We start from the raw sequence: 283 nt of genomic DNA, 5'->3' as shown, positions 1-283 counted from the left end.
CGGTGCTGATCGCGGACGAGACCGGCGACATCAAGAAGGGCACCAAGACCGCCGGTGTCCAGCGTCAGTACACCGGCACCGCGGGCAGGGTCGAGAACGCCCAGGTCAGCGTGCACCTGTCGTACGGATCCGGTAAGGGCCGCACCCTGATCGACAGCGAGCTCTACCTCGGCAAGGGCTGGGCCGGCATCACCGCGGAGCACGAACGCCGCTGCGCCGAGCAGGGTATCCCGCCCGAACGCGCGAGCGCGGTGGCCACCAAACCGGAGCTGGCCCGGCGGAT

Annotated in this window: 1 protein-coding gene; it reads left to right on the top strand. The window is 70.0% G+C overall.

Annotated features, from left to right (window positions below):
- A partial coding sequence (locus RB628_RS41970) for a transposase (protein WP_318325832.1) occupies nt 1–283 on the top strand: 283 nt, incomplete at both ends.

Origin of the sequence: Streptomyces sp. ADMS (genome assembly GCF_033441795.1) — a bacterium.
Lineage (GTDB): Bacteria > Actinomycetota > Actinomycetes > Streptomycetales > Streptomycetaceae > Streptomyces.
The sequence above is the reverse complement of the archived record's forward strand: the minus strand, read 5'-3'. Positions and strand labels throughout refer to the sequence as shown.